This is a genomic window from Pseudomonas sp. 9_2_1, assembly GCF_059295275.1.
In genome coordinates, this window is record NZ_CM181239.1 from 2278820 (window position 1) to 2294936 (window position 16117).

15 protein-coding genes are annotated in these 16117 nt (G+C 60.1%); 8 read left to right on the forward strand and 7 right to left on the reverse strand.

All coding sequences use genetic code 11. From position 1 onward, the window contains the following. Window positions 1-51 precede the first annotated feature (51 nt). On the forward strand, window positions 52-549 hold the full coding sequence (locus AC5O5I_RS10310) for a peptidase associated/transthyretin-like domain-containing protein (RefSeq protein WP_494512526.1): 498 nt from the start codon (window positions 52-54) through the stop codon (window positions 547-549). A gap of 381 nt (window positions 550-930) precedes the next feature. Here the strand turns inward: AC5O5I_RS10310 and AC5O5I_RS10315 are convergent, their stop codons facing one another. Together AC5O5I_RS10315 and AC5O5I_RS10320 are read right to left on the reverse strand one after the other, a co-directional pair. Further along, complete coding sequence (locus AC5O5I_RS10315; protein ID WP_172286271.1) at window positions 931-1239, reverse strand: DUF202 domain-containing protein; 309 nt, start codon at window positions 1237-1239, stop codon at window positions 931-933. Between the two features lie 11 nt (window positions 1240-1250). Beyond that, window positions 1251-1631 carry a YidH family protein gene (locus AC5O5I_RS10320; RefSeq protein ID WP_172219125.1) on the reverse strand — a complete coding sequence of 127 codons (381 nt, stop codon included), beginning with the start codon at window positions 1629-1631 and terminating at the stop codon, window positions 1251-1253. A gap of 245 nt (window positions 1632-1876) precedes the next feature. Between AC5O5I_RS10320 and AC5O5I_RS10325 the strand changes: the two genes are divergently transcribed. The 4 genes from AC5O5I_RS10325 to AC5O5I_RS10340 all read left to right on the forward strand — a co-directional run bounded on the left by AC5O5I_RS10325 (window position 1877) and on the right by AC5O5I_RS10340 (window position 6509). Further along, window positions 1877-2371, forward strand: a complete 495-nt coding sequence (locus tag AC5O5I_RS10325; protein WP_494512527.1) for a cupin domain-containing protein — start codon at window positions 1877-1879, stop codon at window positions 2369-2371. Window positions 2372-2552: 181 nt separating this feature from the next. Further along, complete coding sequence (locus AC5O5I_RS10330) at window positions 2553-3605, forward strand: MBL fold metallo-hydrolase (protein ID WP_172219127.1); 1053 nt, start codon at window positions 2553-2555, stop codon at window positions 3603-3605. 68 nt (window positions 3606-3673) lie between these two features. Continuing rightward, entirely contained in the window at window positions 3674-5041 is a 1368-nt protein-coding gene (locus AC5O5I_RS10335) for an MFS transporter (protein ID WP_256676312.1), read from the forward strand. 190 nt (window positions 5042-5231) lie between these two features. After that, window positions 5232-6509 carry an OprD family porin gene (locus AC5O5I_RS10340; RefSeq protein WP_172219129.1) on the forward strand — a complete coding sequence of 426 codons (1278 nt, stop codon included), beginning with the start codon at window positions 5232-5234 and terminating at the stop codon, window positions 6507-6509. Window positions 6510-6549: 40 nt separating this feature from the next. Here AC5O5I_RS10340 and AC5O5I_RS10345 read toward each other — a convergent pair whose 3' ends face one another. From AC5O5I_RS10345 to antA, 4 genes are all read right to left on the reverse strand, one after another. Beyond that, window positions 6550-7404: an alpha/beta hydrolase gene (locus AC5O5I_RS10345; protein WP_172219130.1), complete on the reverse strand. Its 855-nt coding sequence runs from the start codon at window positions 7402-7404 to the stop codon at window positions 6550-6552. Window positions 7405-7494: 90 nt separating this feature from the next. Next, complete coding sequence (gene antC, locus AC5O5I_RS10350) at window positions 7495-8520, reverse strand: anthranilate 1,2-dioxygenase electron transfer component AntC (RefSeq protein ID WP_172219132.1); 1026 nt, start codon at window positions 8518-8520, stop codon at window positions 7495-7497. 18 nt (window positions 8521-8538) lie between these two features. After that, window positions 8539-9030: an anthranilate 1,2-dioxygenase small subunit gene (gene antB / locus AC5O5I_RS10355; protein WP_172219134.1), complete on the reverse strand. Its 492-nt coding sequence runs from the start codon at window positions 9028-9030 to the stop codon at window positions 8539-8541. Window positions 9031-9032: 2 nt separating this feature from the next. Then, on the reverse strand, window positions 9033-10433 hold the full coding sequence (antA, locus tag AC5O5I_RS10360) for an anthranilate 1,2-dioxygenase large subunit (RefSeq protein WP_172219136.1): 1401 nt from the start codon (window positions 10431-10433) through the stop codon (window positions 9033-9035). A 229-nt stretch (window positions 10434-10662) separates the two neighbouring features. On the opposite strand from antA, the gene AC5O5I_RS10365 reads away from it, so the two are divergent. Then, window positions 10663-11652, forward strand: a complete 990-nt coding sequence (locus AC5O5I_RS10365; protein WP_172219138.1) for an AraC family transcriptional regulator — start codon at window positions 10663-10665, stop codon at window positions 11650-11652. Window positions 11653-11948: 296 nt separating this feature from the next. Beyond that, the gene (gene betT, locus AC5O5I_RS10370) at window positions 11949-14171 is read left to right on the forward strand and encodes a choline BCCT transporter BetT (RefSeq protein WP_172219140.1); all 2223 of its coding nucleotides are present in this window, start codon (window positions 11949-11951) and stop codon (window positions 14169-14171) included. Here the strand turns inward: betT and AC5O5I_RS10375 are convergent. Next, window positions 14164-15246, reverse strand: a complete 1083-nt coding sequence (locus AC5O5I_RS10375; protein ID WP_172286278.1) for a hypothetical protein — start codon at window positions 15244-15246, stop codon at window positions 14164-14166. The two genes, betT and AC5O5I_RS10375, sit on opposite strands and share 8 nt — an antisense overlap. 303 nt (window positions 15247-15549) lie before the next feature. Between AC5O5I_RS10375 and AC5O5I_RS10380 the strand changes: the two genes are divergently transcribed. Further along, window positions 15550-15948, forward strand: a complete 399-nt coding sequence (locus AC5O5I_RS10380) for a hypothetical protein (RefSeq protein WP_494512528.1) — start codon at window positions 15550-15552, stop codon at window positions 15946-15948. Window positions 15949-16117: the final 169 nt, after the last annotated feature.

Here is a 16117-nt window from a genome sequence, read left to right on the forward strand (position 1 = left end):
CGCCCGGCCGATGACCGGCCTTGCCAATGATGGCGCAGTGGAGCACTCCTGATGATGGTTCGGAAGTTGATTGGGGCAGCAGTAGTCGTAGCAATGCTGGGTACTCAGGGTTGCGCGAGCATCGTTGGAGAGTCGCGATACCCGGTCGCGGTATCCAGTGCGCCGATGGGGGCGTCATTTGAAATCACCGACAAGAACGGCACAGTCGTACACACGGGCAATACCCCAAGTACCGTTACCCTGAAGTCGGGCAAAGGCTATTTCTCGGGGCAGACCTATACGCTGCGGTTCAAGAAAGAAGGCTATCCGGACAAGACCGTGGAACTGGATTCGAGCCTCAGCGGTTGGTACTGGGGCAACATTCTGATCGGGGGAATCATCGGCCTGCTGATCGTCGATCCTCTCACCGGCGCCATGTACAAACTGCCGGAATTCGCCTCTGCAGATATGGGCAAGCCGTTGGCTGACATCGGCGCGCAGCCCCTGAAAGTTGGCGTAATCGACGATTTGACTGCTGCTCAGCGCGAGCGTCTTGTTCCGGTTAACTGATCAACTGCAGCTACACCCCGTCTCCCAGCCCTCCGGGCTGCGCTGTCGCGCAGGGAACTCTGCCCGCAAGCCCGCCGCATCAGGTGTGGGAGCCTGGCTTGCCGGCGATGGGCTGCGCAGCGGCCCCAAGGTCTCAATTCAGTCACAATCCGCCAGAATGGTGTCGCCTGCATTGGGGCTGCTTCTCAGCCCATCGCCGGCAAGCCGGGCTCCCACAGTGACCGCGTCAAATCATGGAGATACGATTTGGTTCATGAGGTCGGCTTCAGCCGCGAACACCGGCGTAGCCGGTGCCATCCACCACGTGCCGGTTGCGTCAGTTCGCCCGATCCTTTCGCACAGGCGGGGTGATTACTCTGATTTTCACTGCAACCTCGCCGATCAGACGCCGCACAATGCCGCAATGCTCACCAGCGTAACGCCCACGCCCATCGCCAGCACTGCGCCCAGTCGCGGTGTCGACCTCTCTTCGCGTATATGCCGCGCAGCCCTGCGATAGCCGCCGATGATCAACAGCGAGTAGACGCTGCCTATCGCCAAGGCCATGAGCATCAGCGTGGTCATGGAACCGTAATGGGCCAGTGGATGACGAAACGCGATGCATCCCAATACCAGGCTAGACAGCACCGTGCGCTCCCAAGTAAGCGCCGTGCGCTCGGGCTGCAGGCCTTGGTCGTCATGCGGGGGCATATGAGGTGCGCTCAAGGCAGCAACAGCAAGGTGGAAACGATCAGCCCGAACAAACCCAGCAGCGGTGCCAAAATCGGGTACGGCAGCGCTTGCCGATGGCGCAGGGCGCGCTCGACATTGAGCCAGCGCAGGGTCGCATTGACGCTGACCACTAGCGCCATGCCCGTCAGGGCATAGGACAGCAGCGCTTGTGGGCGCCCGGCCAGCAGCTCCAGCGGCAGCGCATCCAGTGCGATACCACTGGCCAGAAGGGCAAGGGCCGTGCGGATCCAGGCCAGAAAGGTGCGTTCATTGGCGAGCGTGAAGCGTGGGTCGGGTTCGCACCCTTCGGCCAGTGCAAAGACCTGACGGAATCGGGATTTCAGCGATTTTTCAGCGGGTGGATGCAGCATGGCAACGAACCTTCTATTTGAACGCTGGTGGTGTGCAGTCGATCGACCGCCTGCGTTGGCATTCTGAAGGGTTCTGTTTACCTGGCTAGGGCAGTTCTTGCTTAACGCTATGCACTTCTTGGCAACCGCCGTACTAAAAAAGCACAGCGTTGATCGAATATCTGCATAGCCCGCACGCTGGGCCGTTGGCTAATGTAACCCCTGCTAAAAAATCCGACGAATCATATTCAAAAGGGGTGAACTCCATGGCTTCAGGGGAACTGCACTCGGCGCAAAACGTGCCACTGCCTTTCGGTGTTGACGACATTAAATCCATGATCGGCCGTAAAGTCTGGAACGTGCTGGGTACTTCGTATTGGCCGATTCTTGGCGGGGATGATCAGAGCAGTTTTGCCTGGTTGACCTATGACCCGCCCGGCAGCTTCATACCGCCCCATACGCACCCTATCCAGGATGAGCATGTGTTCGTGCTGGAGGGTGAGTACTCGCTGTACAAAGATGGCGAATGGATGACCGCCAAGCCGGGCGATCACGTCTGCTGGCCACGTGGTTCCAGCCATGGGTACCGCATCGATGCGGACAAACCCGCCCGCGGGCTGTTCTGGGTAAGCCCAGGTAACGACCTGTCCAGCCTGTTCGATGAGTTGCACAACCAGGCCAGCCCCGAAGAGGTGGTCAGGCTGTCCGGGCTGCGCAACATCCTGTTTGCCAAGCCCGGTACTTCGCCGAACTTCGAATAGACCAACGGCTCAGCCATCCTGCCGGGGTGGCTGATTACCCAAAGCAAAAATGAATATAAACCCAACGAGAACCGCATAGTGATAGGCCCAGGGCCTGAATTAGATTGCTGTGGCAATAACCCGCATGTTTAATCAATTAGAATAAAAAGGTAGTCAGATGAGCCAGGCAAATCATTCCGGAATGACTGTTCACACGCTCGGTACTGGTGGTGGGCCAGTTGTCTCCGCCAGCCGCGCGGGTATCTCGACAGCGGTGGTAGTTGATGGCTGTTCCTACGTGTTCGACTGTGGCATGGGCAGTATTCGTAACTACCGCTCCCATTGCACGTGGGATCAACTGCGCGCGATTTTCATTACCCATCACCATTCTGATCATATTTACGACCTGGGCTCTTATTTGCTGACCGGCTGGCAGGTGCCGGGCGAGTCCTTCAGCCAGCCGATTCACGTTTACGGCCCGGCCAAACCGCCGCGCGTACCCGCCCTGCATGTTCACGGTGATCACCCCGTGGTGCCGGGCTGCTGCGGCGGCGACCACCCGATGGTCGGCACTGCGGATGTGGTGGATGCATTGATCAACCGCGTATTCGCCTCTGACGTTGCCATTCGCATGGCCGACGAAGGGCGCTCCAGCCCCAACCAGTGGGTGTATGGCCACGATATCGAAGTGCCGGCGCACGCCAATGCGGACCCTGTGCTGGCCCGTCACCCGGTGATGGACCCCTTTGAAGTGTATCGGGACGAGAACGTCGTGGTGTCGGCGATTCTGGTTGATCACCGCCTGTGCTACCCAGCCTTTGGTTTCCGTATCGATAGCCAGTATGGGTCGGTGGTGATCTCCGGCGACACGACCTATTCGGAAAACTGCATCCGCCTGGCCAAGGGGGCCGACGTGCTGCTGCATGAAGTCATCGACCTGGATGCTATCCTCGCCACCTTCCCCGAAGGGCCGACCCGCCAAGGTATTGCCGTGCATCTGGAAGAGTCGCACACCTCGTACGAACAGGTCGGCAAGGTGGCGCAGGCAGCGGGCGTCAGCCAGTTGATCCTGCACCACATCGTGCCGAACGTGCCGGGCGCGGCAGACATCGAGAAAATGCTCCGGGCCGCCCGCCGTGACTTCAGCGGCAAGGTTTTCGCGGCAGAGGATAACGACAGCTTCCGCGTGGGTGGCACGGTCACTGCTGCTTGCTCGAACACTCTTTTGCCTGCGTCTGAAGCCGTCGAGGTGTGAACATGACAGAGCTCACTCAAACCGCATATCCGCCTCATACACTGCGTGCTGCGGTTGCCAAGGGGCAGATGAATCGCCGCGCCTGGTTGATCACCGGCATGCTGGTGATCTTTCAGATGATCAACTTTGCCGACAAGGCTGTTCTGGGATTGGTTGCCGAGCCTGCGATGGGTGAGCTCGGGTTGTCGGCGAGTGAGTTCGGTTTTATCGGCAGCGCTTTTTTCTTTCTGTTTGCTATCAGTGCCGTGTGCGTCGGTTTTCTCGCGGCCAAGGTGCCGACCCGATGGATCTTGCTGACCATGGGGGTGCTCTGGTCGGTCTTGCAGTTTCCCATGCTGTTTGGCGGGGGCGCTGCAATACTGCTGGTGACCCGCATTGTGCTCGGCGCCGCCGAAGGGCCCGCAACGCCGACTACCCTGCACCATGTGCACGGTTGGTTTCCCGCGCGGGAGCGCGGTTTGCCCAGCACCCTGGTCGCCATTGGCTCTACCCTGGGGCCGATCATTGCAGCGCCCATCCTGGCCTATATCATTGCCCACCCGCAGTGGGGGTGGCGCTGGGCATTCGGTTTTCTCGGGTTGATCGGCTTCATCTGGTCGGTACTCTGGCTGGTGGTCGCCAAGGAGGGCCCCTACAGCCACCTCAAGGGCAAGCAACAGGACCACGCACCAGGCGCGCAGCCGGCGCAGGACCAGGCCCCTGCCAGTGAGCGAGCGAGCATTACAGAAAAGTCGGACACACTTGCGCAGGTGCCGATTGTTCGGGTGTTCTGCTCGCGGATGTTCATCATTGCCACGCTGGCAGGTGCCGGGTGCTTCTGGGCGCAGGGCTTTCTGACCACCTGGTCGCCGCGTTACCTCGGTGCGGTAGTGTCGCTGTCGCCCGAGATGGTCGGGCTGGTATCGACCTTTCCGTGGTTGTTCGGCGCGCTGACCTTGGGTGTGCTGGGTTATGCGTCACGGGTAATGATGCGCCGAGGTGTTTCGGTATACCTGTCCTTGGGTGCCTCGTTCGGCCTGGTCCTGCTGCTGTCCGGCGTCTGTTTTCTGGTTCTTCCGCACCTGCAAGGGTATAGCGCGGTCACCATGCTGGTTGTGGCCGCGGGGCTGGCGATGACTTTTCCCCTGGCGCCGACGGCAGTGGCCTTTTGCGTTGCATCCAGACAACGTGGCGCGGTCATGGCAACGTTGACAGCGGTAGCATCGCTGGGCGGCATTGTGGCGCCGGTCATGGTCGGCCTTCTGATGGAGCGGGCAGGGTACCTGCAAGTGGGCAAGGGTGCGCCACAGAGCCTGGAAATGACCGCACGGCTGGCCGAAGGCATGAATGCTTCGTTCGCCTACATTGGTTGTTACCTGGTGGTGATGGGGTTTGTCAGCATCCTGTGCCTTGACCCTGACAGCACCGCGAAGAAACTCCAGAAGCGTTTTGCCTGACGAACCCAGGGCTCGCTCCCGCTACGTGCAGGCACGACACCATGTTGCGCCTGCACCCACTGGCGGTCCCCTCCGATTCAGTAAGTGGTCATAAAAATAACAACGTAGGTCGAGTGCCGGAGCTCTGCCTTTCGGCCAACTGACCTGCCTCCACGGCTGTGCTTTGCACACCTCAGAAGGGCTCACTTCGATGTTCCATAAAAACTGGCTGGCCAGCGGCGTTGCCGCGGGCTTGATGGGGATGTGCGTGCCGATTTCTGCCCAGGCAGACTTCGTGGGAGACCGCCAGATCAGTCTGGGGCTGCGCAACTTCTACCTGGATCGCGACTTCAAGCAGAACGGGGCGCCCCAGTCACGGGTCGGTAGCTGGACCCAGGGGTTCGATTTTCGCGCCATCTCTGGCTACACCGAAGGCCCTTTGCAATTCGGTCTTGATGTGTCCGGGCAATATGCCTATCGCCTGGATGGCGGCGGTGGTCGGGGCCCCGATAGTGTCATCCCCTACGATGACAGCAAGGGCCAACCGGTACACGACTATGGCCGCGCCGCCTTGACCGGCAAGGTGCGCTATTCCAGAACCGAGCTGAAAGTCGGCGAACACCGCCCGATGCTGCCGGTTGCCTTCATCGACGATACGCGCCAGCTCATTACCACCTATCACGGCCTGTTGCTGGACTCGCGTGAAGTGGACGGCCTGGTCCTGACGGCTGGGCGGTTTACCGAGATCAGCAGCCGCGAGTCTTCCAATCGCGAAAAAATGTACCTGTTCACCGGGCCCAATGGCCCGCGTCGCACCAGCGATGGGCTCAACTTCGGCGGTGCCAGTTACGCATTCACCCCGCGTTTGTCGGCGACGTACTTTTATGGGCAACTGGAAGATATCTATCAGCAGCAGTACCTGGGCCTTACCCAGAACACCGAGCTGGGTAACGGCTTGGTGTTGAAGACCGATCTGCGCTATTTCGACAACAGGGAAGATGGACAGGCCCTGTATGGCGACATCGACAACCGTTCCTACGGTTTGCTCGCCAGCCTGAGGAAGAATTCGCACACCGTCGCGGTCGGTTATCAGCGCATGCTCGGCGAAAGCACATTTCCCACCCTCAATGGCTATGCACCGCAACCCTACCTGGTGAACTGGTCTGCCGTCGGCTTCGTCAAACCCAACGAAAGCTCCTGGCAGTTGCGCTATGACCTGGACTTTGCCGGCTACGGTGTGCCGGGGCTGAAGCTGATGACTCGCTACCTGCGCGGCACCGGCATCGATCGTGGCAACAACGCCCTGGACCAGAACGTGGAGAGCGAGCGCAACCTCTTCATCAGCTACGTGGTGCAGAGTGGCCCGCTGCAGGGCGTTGCGTTCGAGTGGCGCAACATCGACGTCAAGACGCGCTATGGCAACGGTCAGGCCGCGGGGGTGGATTACCAGGAGAACCGCTTTATCACCAGCTACACCTTCAAGTTCTAGTGGCTCGCAGGCCGCCCTCAGGGGCGGCCGCGCTCATGCTTCAGGCTGTTTCAGTAGCAGGGCAGGCCGCTTGGTAAAGGTTGTCGATCAGCTCGAGCAGCATGCCACCCGGCCCCTCGAACGCCTGCAAAACGGTGAAGTGATCACGGCCTGCAATCTCCAGGCAGGTCGCCGGGCTACCTGTCAGTGCCCATGCCTCCGCCATGCTGCGGTTCTGCTCCAGAAACGCTGGCGTTTCTTCCCCCCCGACGACAAACGCTGCTGGCACCAGATCACCGCTGACGCGGGCGAGTGGCGAGCAAGCGTGCGCCTGGCGCATGTCCAGGCGTAGCTTGTCATTCAGGCTGGTTTCGATCAGCGGCGCCAGGTCGTAGACCCCGCTGATCGGTACTATCGCGGCGATGGGGCGCTGCTGGGGCGCGAGCGCGGTTTGCGCCAGGGCCAACTCGACCGCAAGGTGCCCCCCCGCCGAGTGCCCCGCGACGATCAGCGGCAGCTGCCGGTCCCTGACCGGAAGTGTCGTGAGGCTGAAAAGCAGGCCGTGGCCTACGCTGGCGACTATCTGATCGACAGCTACATCAGGGCACAACGGGTAGTTCAGCAGGGCGACGTTGTAGCCGCGTGCACTCAGTGCCGCGGCGATGAAGCGAAACTGTGCCTTGTCCCGCGACTGCCAGTAGCCGGCGTGCAGGTAGATCAGGTTGGCTTTGGCGCTGCCTTGGGCAACGCACAGGTCCAGGGTTTGCCTGGGGTGTAGGCCGTAGCGCACCTCAAGATTCCAGGTGCGCTCGCTTAGCACCTGGGCGTTGGCCACTTGGTACTGCTCGAACAGCGCGGTGAAGCTGGGGCGATACTGCCCGGTAACGTATTGGTATTCAGCGGTGTTTTTTGGCATGGCGCAGTCTCTTGCGTTAAAGGCAGGCTGAACAGAAACAGCCGAACCGCCACGCGGCGGTTCGGCATTCGAACAATGCACCTTCAGGTCTCAGGTGTTGCTCTGGGCGAATTTTTCGTAGTAGAGGTGGCAGTTTTCCAGGCCTTGCTCGTTCAGCCAGTTCTTCACCGACTCGACCATCGGCGGTGGCCCGCACAGGTACATGTCGAACGGCGTGGTGTGCATGTCTGGCAATTGGAAATGCTCCGTGACATAGCCGCACTTGCCGCTCCAACCAGCATCGGCGTCGCTGATTACCGGGGTGAAGCTGAAGCCTGGAATGCGCTTGGCGTAGCCTGCGATCCGCTCCAGCTCGCAGAGGTCCGCTGCCTGGCGCACGCCGTAGTAAAGGTGCACGGGTTGGCCGCACCCACCCCGGTCGGCAATCTCGTCGAGCATGCCCAGGAACGCCGACAGGCCCGTGCCGCCGGCAACCATCACCAGTGGCCGGGTGATGTGGCGCAGGTAGAAGGCCCCCAAAGGCGCCTCGAATACCAACGGGTCGCCAACCTGGCAACGCTCACGGATATAGTTGCTCATTGCCCCGTCAGGCAGCAGACGAATCAGGAACTGCAACTGGTTGGCGCTGTTGGGCTGATTGGCGAAGGAGTACGAACGCTTGTGATCGGTGCCTGGCACCTGAATACGGGCGTACTGGCCGGGCAGATAATCCAGGCGCTGCGTTGCGGCGCTGGCATCGACGTGCACAATCGCCGTGGTCGGCGAAACCTGCACCACGGCGCTGACAATGCCGCGGTGTTCACGGGTATCCGCGCCATGGCAACGTGTTGAGTCGAAATCGAAATAGAACGCTGCATCCGACTGCACGCGGGTCTGGCAGGCCAGCACTTTGCGTTGGGCAAGGTCATTGGCCGACAGCGCCTCGTCGTCCACGTAGTCCTGGGTGTACTGCCCAGACTCACAGCGCCCCTGGCAGGTGGCACACACACCTTCGCGGCAATCCAGCGGAATCTTGATGCCTGCACGCAGCGCTGCATCAAGCAGCACTTCGTTGCCCTGAACGGTGCAGAACAGTGTTTTTCCATCGGCAAAGTTGAAGGCAACCTTGTACGTCATGATGGCTCCTCCGCCGTGTCAGAGATGGTAGAAATCGAGCACCGAATTGATCGTGTCGTTGAGCAGCACCACATGCTTGCGGGCAATTTTCCAGCTCTCGCCGTCGGGCCGCAGGCGGTAGGTGGCGCGGCCGAAGAATTGCTCGGCGTTCTGCAGCCGGTAGTACAACGTGTGCCAGTTCACCTTCACTTCCAGCTCACCACCGTGCAGCGGCGCAATGCGGACGTTGCTGATCAGGTGAAGGGTGCGCGGCATGGGAATGGTCGAAGCCGCTTTGCCGGTGCGAATCCGAAACACCCGATCTTCCAGCCCCCCGCGGTTGGCGTAGTAGATCAGCGACATGCCTTGCTTTGGGTCAAGGGTATAGACGTGTTCCGAGTCCCACTGCGGCAGGTGAAACTCGCTGTCCTCACTGAACATCGCCAGGTAGGCGTCCCAGTCCTGGGCATCGCAGGCCTCGGCGTTACGGTAGAAAAACTGTTCGACGCGGTACTGCAGTTCGCCATTCATGGTCATACCTCCTTGAGCTTGAGGGATTGCTGTTCTTCGGCCTTGCGGGCCAGGCCCTCGAGCAGGAAGCGCTGCCAGTTGCCATGCTGGTTGACGTAAAGGCCTTCGTGGGTGAACTCGGTGCCGGTCAGGGCCGGGGCGATGCCGATGGTTTCGCTGTTGCGGGTAGGGCCATCGACCCACTTGTCGCAGCCGCGGGAAATGTCGCTCCAGCGCTCCAGGCGCGCCTGGAAACCGCGCTGCGCTTCACGAAACTCCACCAGGTCGTCCGGTGTACCCAGGCCCGAGACATTGAAAAAGTCCTCGAACTGACGGATACGGTTCTCGCGGTCGGCGTCCGACTCGCCTTTGACGCCGAGGCAGAAACTGTTGATCTCGGTCTTGTTCCAGGCCAGCGGACGGATGATGCGCAGCTGCGAACTGATCTGGTCGAGGAAGAACATGCTTGGGTAGATATTCAGGTTGCGCAGGCGGTGCATCATCCATTCGGCCTTGTCCTGGCCATGCTCTGCAACAAGGCGCGGCATGATCGCGGCGTAACCGGGGCGTACGGCTGGGTTGGGCATATCACTGAACAGCACGCTATGGCCGTTGTGGAAGGCAAACCAGCCGTCATCGGTTTCCTTGTCACCCGCCCCCAGCTTGCTGTAGTCCAGGGTGCCGCTGGCGGTCAGGCCTTTCTCGGCATTGACCTGTTGGCGGTGCTGCACGGTGGCCACGTAGTTGTAGTGCACGGTGCTGACGTGGTAGCCGTCCAGGCCATTTTCGTTCTGCAGCTTCCAGTTGCCGTCGTAGGTGTAGGACGACTTGCCCGGCAGCACTTCAAGTTCGCCAGTGGCGGACTGCGCGACCATCATGTCGAAGAACACCCGGGCGTCGCCCAGAAAGTCTTCCAGCGAATCCTTGCCGTGGATGTCGAGGCTGACGAAGACAAAGCCCTTGTAGCTTTCGATGCGGGCTTTTTTCAGGCCGCGCGTTGCCTTGTCGAAATCTTCCGGGTATTCGCCCGGCGCCTTGACCTTGACCAGACGACCGTCGCTTTTGTAGCACCAGGCATGGAAGGGGCAGGTAAAGGTCGATTGGTTGCCCTTGCCGACGCGGGTCAGGGTCGTACCACGATGCTGACAGGCGTTGATCAGCGCGTTGAGCTGGCCTTCGCCGTCGCGGGTGATGATCAGGGGCTGGCGGCCGGCGCGCATGGTCATGAAGTCGTGCTTTTGGCTAATCTCGCTTTCATGGCACGCATAGATCCAGTTTTTCTCGAAAATCAGCTCCATCTCGAGGTCGAACAGCGCCGGCTCGGTGAACATGTCACGGGCGATGCGGTACACGCCTTCCACGGGACGAAAGTCCAGGCAGCCCTGGATAAAGTCCTGCCACTGGGCAATTGATTTGGTGCTCATGGAGTCTGACCTTTGCTTGCTGCGGGAATGGCTCGATTAAACCCCCCAGCCCGTCCCGGCACTATTCGGCTACCACGTGATTGCTATGCAGTTTTGCGTTTTCCATCAGGCCGCTGGCAGGACTGACGGTGCTTGACGTTGGCACCCGAGCGAAATAGCTTGGTCCCGCGTGCTACCGCAAAAGCGCATACATGAGACGCTCGCGGTTCGGGCCCTATGAGGAAATGCCATGCGTAACACCCACAATAAAAACAATGCCAGTCGTCAGCAATTCTCAACCGTTCTCAATACGCCCGCGCAAGCCATACAGTGGATGTTGAGCATCAATGGGCCACATGATCTTGAAGTCCCCAGGCCTGGCGAGCTGGATTTTCGTCATCACGGCACGATCATTGGTAATGCCGCTATCGGCTTGATCGAATACTCGACCCTGGTCAGCGTCAAGATCCAGGATTTGCAGGAGAGCTACAGCATCAACTTGCCCGTGTACGGCGAGCAAAGCATCGAGCATCAGGGCAAGGCCTTTGTTTCCAACCCTTCGGTGGGCGTAATCCTCTCGCCTAACCAGTCGTTGCGCATGACCATCGGTGAAAAATGCCTGAAAAAAATGGTCAAACTCTCGCGCAGCGCGCTGGAGGCAAAACTGTCCAAGTTACTCGGTCGGCAAATCGTGCAGCCTATACTTTTTGAACCCATGGTGCCGGTGCAAGGGGCGATGCAAGACTGGTGGAAGTTGGTGGAAAGTGTTCAGTCGATGCTGCAGACCGAGAACTCTTTGTGCGACCTGCCAGAAGTCTGGAGCAACTTTGAAGGCAGCTTGGTCACGAGCCTGCTGTTCTCTCAACGGCATAACTATTCTGATGAATTGCAAGCGCGACAAAGCGGGCGCCCGCAGTACCTGGCCCAACTTGAAGCGCTGTTCAACGCGTCGCTTGAAGCGCCACTGACGCTCGAAGACCTCGAGCACGCTGCGGGTGTTTCACGTGAGCGCCTGTACCGTGATTTTCATACCCATTACGGGATGACGCCGATGGCCTATTACCGCCAGTTACGCTTCGAACAAGTACGTGTGCGCCTGACCCAGGCACGCGCTTCGGAGAAGGTTTCCAGTATTGCCATGGATTACGGTTTTCAGCAATTCGGCCGTTTTTCCAAGGAGTACAAGGAGCGTTTCGGGGAGTTGCCTTCGCATACGCTGAAGGCGCATCGTACCCACTGAAGTTGTGACTGCAGCATCGCAACGGTGCTGCCCGCGAGGTCTGGCCATCAGGCCAGGTTCAGCGTGAAATCAGTGAGTTAACGCCCCCCATCAAAGCCATCCCTGCAGAAAATGTTATGGTAGGTGGCTTGGCGAGGTGATATTTGCACCCGCTTTGCCTTCCCGCCCGTGACATATCCCAGGTGTTTGCCCGTCCATGCGTACGGCTGCCGACATCTGATCCCGCAGCGTTTCCAATCAGCGAGCGCTCACCCGTTCCCCGTGTGCTTCAAGCCACATCGAAGTAGGAGTAGACCATGCCTGTCAAACCGTCTGACGAGGATCAGCCGAACACAATACAGCCCAATGGCCCGATGCCGAACGCTGAAAATGAACCGCTACGCGCCGCCCTGGAGCGCAAGCGCTTCGGTGGTCTGGACCGCCGCCATGAGCGTCATGAAGACGATGCGCCCGTGTCGCGAAGTGACCTCAGCAAAGGCCCGCAAGAGCTCATCGAAGACTACCAGTCGCATATCAACTGGTCGGTAGTGATCATTTCGTCAGTGGTGATTCTGGTGTTCTCGATTTGCACGATACTCAGCCCCGCTGAAGCGCGCACGACCATGAAGCTGATTGTGGACTGGATCGCGATCAACCTCGGCTGGTATTACGTGCTGACCATGACGCTGGTGATCGCCTTTGTGCTGTGGGTGGCGTTTTCCAAGGAAGGTGACGTGCGCATCGGGCCTGATCACTCGCGGCCGCAATACAAGCTGGTGACCTGGGTCGCCATGTTGTTCGCGGCAGGCGTGGGTATCGACATGCTCTTCTACTCGGTCACCGGGCCGGTCGTGCAGTACCTCACACCGCCCGCTGGCCAAGGCGGCACGCCGGCGGCCATGCAGGATGCCGTGGTCTGGACAATGTTCCACTACGGCATCGCTGGCTGGGCGATGTATGCATTGCTGGGCATGGCCATGGGCTATTTTGCTTACCGCTGGGGCATGCCGCTGTCGATTCGAGCGGCGCTGTATCCCTTGCTGGGCAAGCGCGTGCGGGGCCCGCTTGGGGATGGTATCAGCATCATCGCGTTGATCGGCACGGTGTTCGGTGTCGCCACCTCGATGGGCATCGGCGTGGTGTTGCTGAACGTCGGCTTCTCGCTCATCTTCGGCCTGCCAGAGGGGCTTGGGCTGCAGATCGCGCTGGTCGGCGGTGCGGTGCTGCTGACCATCGCCGCGACCACCTCCGGTGTCGACCGGGGTATCCGCTGGATCGCCGAGCTGAATCTGTGGAGCGCGGTGGCGATGATGCTCTACATCCTGTTCAGCGGGCAGACGGCGTTTCTATTGAATGCGCTGGTGGAAAACATCGGCCGCTTCATCGTCACATTCCCCGCACGCACCTTGCAAACCTTTGCTTACCAGCCTGGCACCACCGACTGGATGGGCTCATGGACATTGTTCTTCTGGGCGTTCTGGCTGGCTTGGGGGCCGTTCGTGGGGGTATTCCTGGCCCGCATCTCCCGTGGCCGCACCCTGCGCGAATTCGTTATCGCTGCCATCACAGCGCCGGTGCTGTGTGACTTCATCATCGTCTCGCTGTTTGGTAATTCCGCGTTGTTTCAAGTGATGCAGGGCAACACCGAATTCGCCGAACTGGCAATGCAAAGCCCGGAGCGAGGCTGGTACGCGCTGCTCGGCATGTTCCCTGGCGCGATGTTCCTGATCGGCCTGGCGACGCTGTCCGGGCTGCTGTTCTACCTGACCAGCGCCAACTCGGGCGCGATGGTGATGTCGAACTTTTCTACGTCGATCCCGGACCCTTCGCATGACGGGCCGAGCTGGCTGCGCATCTTCTGGGCGATCATGACTGCGGTACTCACCGTGGCGATGCTGATTGCGGGAGGGGTGACCACCATGGAATACGCCACCCTGATCTTCGCCTTGCCGGTCACGGTCATTGCCTACCTGGTCATGGCCTCGTTCTACAAGGTGTTGCGCATGGAGCGTGCCGAGCGCGAAGGGCAGGTGCTGCGACGGCCATCGATGGCCCCGATCGGTGGCCACGTGCCAGAGCGTTCATGGAAGCAGCGGCTGGAGCAGATGCGTGCGTTTCCGTCGCAGCGCCAGGTCAGCCAGTTTCTGCAGCGCACTGTCCGGCCTGCACTGGATGAAGTCGCCGCCGAATTCGGTAACCAGGACTACCAGGTCGAGCGTGAAAACATCAGCAATGCCTACGGCATCGAAGAGCCGATACTGCGGCTGCCGATGGACACGTTCCGCGACTTCCTCTACCACGTTGCCATGGTAGAGGCACCGGTGCCGATGTTCGGCGGCCGCATGTCGCGGGAGACCGACGTGTACTACCGCCTGGAGGTGTATACCCAGACCGGCTCGGGTGGCTATGACCTGATGGGTTTGACCAGGCAGCAGATCATCGACGACGTGCTGGAACGGTATGAAACGCACCTTGCGTTCCTGACCCTGTCTGCCCAGACGGATACGGCATCGGTCATTACACCGCCCGGTGTCACTTGATCAGCGACAGATACCCGGCCACATCGCGTTTCTGCAGCAGCATCCTGAGTTGGCGCCGCCCCCAATGCATCCCCGCGGCCTTGTACCTGAGCAGCGCAACAACCAGCGACAAGGCAAAGATCTGTGGCACATAGGTGATCAACCATTGCGTCGTCCTGCCCAGGGCACCGGTCAGGCGAATGTCAGGCATCAGTTCGGTAAACCTGAGCACTACATAGCCTGACGGATGCAGGGCCATGAACAGATTCAGCAGCAGGATGCCGGGCACGGCCAGCACAATGGCGCGTAGCAGATGGCCCTCGGTCCAGCGCCAGACCTTGGGTGCCAGCAGGGGCAGGACCATGCGGTTGAAGACCAGGGCAACCAGCCCCCAGCAGGCCAGCGGCCAGTAATCCCCGCGTTGTGCCACGCTGTTTATCAGCGATTGCAGCGGCAACATGAACGCCGCCACTACCGAGTCGGGGTTGTGCGCCAGCGCAAACAGCCCGATGTAACCCTCGTTCCCGGCCATGGCACTGGGTGTGTTGCGGTGCAGCAAGCTCATTGCCCCATACAGCACGGTCATCACTGCGCTTAACGAGAACGCCAGCCCCAGCACGGCGCTCAAGCGGAACTTCAGGCTGGTGGAGATGATGTGGTAAAGCGAGCGATTACGGGCATCCATGAAAGCAGTCGCGTCGGCCGCGCTGATGATGCCGTTACGCACGGGTGAGGTTTTCTCGACGTCGGTCTCGCGCTCCATTTCCTTTATCAGCAAGCGCGCGATCTTGCTGTTCGATGCCTGGTTGACCTGCCAGATGTTGGTGTATTGCTGCACACCGTCGACGGCTTTCTTGAAGCCGCCGCTGAGCACGCCATCAAGGAACACGGTGTGCAGGTTTGGGCCGATGAACCGGCAGGTGCCGCTTGCCTGTTGATAGGTCACTTGCGCCTGTGCCGCGACCGCGTGACCGCTGGCGGTAAACACGTTTGGCTGGTCGGCGGTGGTCTGGTAGCGATCCACGGCAAATACCTGGTGGCGGTGCGGGGTGTTCATCACTTCCCGCAGGGCTGGCAGCAACCAGTCTGCACTCATCGCACCCCATTGGAAGTTCACGGAGGTGTCTGCGAAGACGTCCAGATGGTATTCGCAGATCAGTTGGCAAGCGCCTTTGCACGTGGCGCAGGTGACCTTGCCCGCTCGGCACGACCTGCAGGTGATGTTCCCTGAGCTGTGGCAGATGTGGCAGGGGATCGTTCCCGAATCATTGCACCTGTTGCAAGGCATGCCGGGCCGGCGGTTGCCGTTGCAAACGTTACAAGGCAGGCGTAATGAGCGGTAGCATCGATCGCACGGTTCGAGGGCGCTGCCCCTGCATCTGGAGCATTGGGTTGTGCCATGTCCGGCGCACCCCTGGCAGTCTTCGATGCCGCAGTACACATTCTGGTCAGTGAGGATGCGAAACTTTCCAGGCTCTCGGTAGCGGCTGACATTACTTTTCAGCTGCGCCTGAGTCTGGTCCCGCAGAAAACCTGGTGCGGCCAGCAGCTGTTGCTGTCGATGGCTGAGTACCGCGCGCATATCGGCCTGGTCATACAGCGGGCCGGTCGCCTGGCTGACGTAGCGGCTCTGGTACTCGAACGCGTAGTTGGCGGTGACGGTATAGGTGAGCTCGGCCCGGTGCTGCTGCACATTTTGCACATTGACTGGCGCGGTGACCTTTTCGCCGAAGGCGTCCTGTGCCTTGGCCTTCATCGCCTGGGCGATATCGTTGGCGGTGAAACCACTTGTTCCTGACATTTGCAATCCATGGCTGGGGCTATTCTTGAAAGGCGCATTTTGCCAGCGCCGAGTCGTGCGGGTACAGCGCAAACCGTGGATTTGGCAGGGGGAGCCTGTGTGTGGGTTCACCCGCGAACACCGATGAAGCCGGTGCCATGCAGCGAAGCAAAGGCCCTATAGGCTA